The sequence below is a fragment of the Streptomyces litmocidini genome, from assembly GCF_014649755.1.
In the GTDB taxonomy this organism is placed as follows: Bacteria; Actinomycetota; Actinomycetes; order Streptomycetales; family Streptomycetaceae; genus Streptomyces; species Streptomyces litmocidini.
Genome location: NZ_BMTQ01000049.1, coordinates 1 through 3,344, shown reverse-complemented (window position 1 = coordinate 3,344; position 3,344 = coordinate 1). Strand labels below are relative to the sequence as shown.

Sequence of the window (3,344 nt, the reverse complement as noted above, 5' to 3'; positions counted from 1 at the left end):
CGGCCTCGCCACCTGCCTCATCACCCACCGACACGTCCAACGCCTTTGTTAGGACCTCTAAGAGGTCCTGACAGAAGCCGTTGATGGTGTGACTGTCGGCTTGGATGCTCGTTGGTCCGTTCGTGGCGAAGAGGAACTCCCGGCGGTGGATCGTGCTGTGATCGCTGATCGCGCCGTTGCTACCGGTCCCGGCGCCGAAGCTGGTTCCGGGCAGGCCGCGGGTTCCCGACCGGCAGGCTCTGTGCGGGATCTTGTTCGTGCTGCACACCGGGATCCAGTGGGAGTACCTGCCGCAGGAGCTGGGCTTCGGGTCCGGCATGACGTGCTGGCGACGGCTTGCCGCCTGGAACGAGGCCGGCGTGCGGGAGCAGCTGCACCTGGTCCTGCTCAAGAAACTGCGGTCGGCCAAGCAGCTCGACGGGGCCCCAAAGCGGTCCCGGCCCGGTCGACCGCGCACGTCCACGCAGCAAGCACCACGTCCTCGTCGACGGGCAGGGCATCCCGCTGGCGGTGTCGCTGACCGGCGGGAACCGCAACGACGTCACCCAGCTGATGCCGCTGTTGAACAAGATCCCGTCGGTCGCCGGCCTCGTCGGCCGACCCCGCAGACGACCCGACACCCTCTTTGCCGACCGCGGCTACGACCACGACAAGTACGCCGCCTGGTCTGGGCGACCGGAGTCGAACCCGTGATCGCCCGCCACGGCGTCCCGCACGACGGGGCCTGCGCATCGCGAACGAGCTGGCCCAGGAGCCGTAGGGGTTCCACGTCACGGAACGTGGCGCCAAGGCTGCATGGATCGTGCCGACTCGGCTTGACAGTGCATCAGGCCCATGTGACGGCAGTGGCCGAGCCCCTCTTCGGCAGGAACCGGACACAGATGCTCCACGGGCCCGGTGTGGCGGGACTCTTCCCGACGCCAGCGTGTACGGTCCGCCGAACAGCCTGGTGGCCAAGGGCATGGGGGAGTCTTGAATCTTCAGCACAAGGCGGGGAACTACATCAACGCTTCGTGGTCCATGGTGCGGCTGCGGGACCTGATCTACGACATGCTGGGCCTGCTGTTCACGGAGCTCAGCACCCATGGCGGGATGGCGGGTGACGACAACGCCGGCCGGGCCTTCGCCGCTGTCTACAAGCCGGCGGTGAAGGCCGTCTTCGAGGCGGCCGGCCTCGCCCACCAGGTGATGGCGAACGGCGCGGGCGCCATGCTCAAGGCCACCGAGGACTTCCTCAAGCAGGAGAGCGCGATCGCCGCGTCCCTGCTCGGCCAGAGCACCGCGCCCGGCATCGGTGCCCAGCCTTCGAGGCCGGACTGCAACCCGCGTGGTCGTCACAACGCCGAGGAGTTGCCCGAGGTCGTCGGCGAGACCAGCTGGACCGATCAGTACCTGCTCAGCTCACGTTTCCATGGCCAGCGGGACAAGCTCCGCAAGACGGCCAATGTCTGGCGTTCGGCGGCGGGCATCCTGGATGACGCCTACGGGGACTCCGAAAGCGCCTGGCGCACCGCGACCGCTCAGCAGCTCGGCGAGACCGCCGCAGCCGTCCAGACCTTCTTCACCGTGTTCGTCGGCAAGACCCCACCTCCCTCCGAGGTCGGTGAGGACGAGACCCTGATGGCGAACCTCCCGTCCGCCTGCCGGATGATCGCCCACGCCTGCGACGCGTACGCGGATCACATCGAAACGGCGCTGAAGAGGATCCCGGACGAGGAAAGTCCCCTCTTCGGCGAGTCGCTCGCCATCTGGGAGCGACCGCAGTTCGGTGGTGAGGGACACGACGGCGGGCTGCACGAGCTCGTCACCGGCGACATGCGCATCGCGCGCCTGGGGCACATCCCTCCGGCGCTCGACAGCTCGCAGGCCAAGGTCCCGATGCCGCAGCCGGACGGGGGCGGGTTCCTGCCTCTTCCATCCCTGCCACCCTTCCTCGCCCCGCTGATCCGGGTGCCCCTTCTGGTCCCCGCGGGCTACCGGCCGCCGAACGGTCCTCGCGTACAGCCGATAGCCCCACCGACACCTCCGGACCCGCGCTTTCCGCCCCTCAGCGCCCCTGAGCAGCAGAACTTCCAGACATGGCTGAACTCCCTGCGTGCCGGAGGTGTGTCCGGCGGGAAGCCCGCCGAGGTCGCCTACCAGAAGCGGGTCGCCGGATACCCCGAGTACGAGGTCCCCATTCCGCCCGGCATCAGCCCCAACAGCACGCTGATGGTCGACGGCTTCCGGAACCGAGACGGCATGGCGATCGAGGCCAAGTACGTCAACAAGCCGAACAAGCCGTGCTACCGCTCGCTCGACGAACTCCGGGCCAGCCACCAGTCCGGCAAGAAGGACTTCCTGTACGACAAGGACCGCAAAGAGTTGATGAAGTACAACGCCGCTCTCAACGACCCGCGCAACAAGGAGATGCGGGGTGTGGAGACGGTCACCAACAACGCTGATTCCGTTGCCTACTGGCGCGTGATGATGGCGGCCTACGGCGTCAAGGGCTACGCCCGATACGTACCCTGACCGACGGCAGCACACGATGAGGGAGCGAGCGCGTGGACGCGTCTGAACTGGCCGGACTCCGCACCATGTATGTCTTCGGCCCCGCCGAGGGCTCCACATGGGGACTGACCTACGAGGGGATCGAGACCAAGCTGCGCGAGCGGAAGGCTGACACGTTCGTCCGTATCGATGAGGGGGACGAAGGTCCGGTGCGCGGGTCCGTCATGCACTTCGGCATCACCGTCGGCGAAGACGAGCTGGAGGGCATGGCCAAGCTGTTCCCGGAAGGCATCGCCGTCGAGGACTGCACGGCCCTTGCCGCAGCGGAGTTCGTCAAGTGGCTGTGGGGCAACATCGTTCCGGACGGCAGCGGCATCACCTTCAACACGGAGTGGGGCCTGGAAGCCGACCTGCCCGACGCGCTCGTCCCCCACGTTCCCCGCCCCCGCCTGGTGGCCGCTTTCCTCGCTCATCTCGAAGCCACTGGCGGGCTGGACTGACAGCGGGCGTGCCCACGGGGATCATGGCCACGTGAGCGACGTGCGAAGGGCCTGGACAAGCTGCTGCCGCACTGTCCGACGCGCGGCGCCACTGACGACAAGCCTGCTGAGGTCCGCAGGTGGCGCCATTGGAACCGGTTGCGCCGAGCGCCGACAAGATCGCCTGCTTGCTGAAGTTCAGCGACTGGGTCAGTGCGCCGTGCAGTATGGATAGGCTGAGGTTGTCCTAACGGAAGTTGGCGGACACCAGCAAGGACGATCCCGACCGCCAGGTCCGGTTGTCGTTCCTCGGCTAGGACTTGTCCGGCCGATCATGTGCGGAGCCAGATGACGAGGGCTGCGGCAGTCGCG

At 67.3% G+C, this 3,344-nt stretch carries 2 protein-coding genes and 1 pseudogene; all 3 read left to right on the top strand.

Features of this window, described 5'->3' with window-relative positions; translation table 11 throughout:
* Positions 1–167: 167 nt before the first annotated feature.
* Positions 168–746, top strand: a pseudogene (locus tag IE180_RS37030) (IS5 family transposase); the annotation flags it as partial.
* A gap of 226 nt (positions 747–972) precedes the next feature.
* Positions 973–2,514 carry a restriction endonuclease fold toxin-2 domain-containing protein gene (locus IE180_RS37025; protein WP_229861260.1) on the top strand — a complete coding sequence of 514 codons (1,542 nt, stop codon included), beginning with the start codon at positions 973–975 and terminating at the stop codon, positions 2,512–2,514.
* A 32-nt stretch (positions 2,515–2,546) separates the two neighbouring features.
* Entirely contained in the window at positions 2,547–2,993 is a 447-nt protein-coding gene (locus IE180_RS35735; protein ID WP_190161101.1) for a hypothetical protein, read from the top strand.
* The last annotated feature ends 351 nt before the right edge of the window (positions 2,994–3,344 follow it).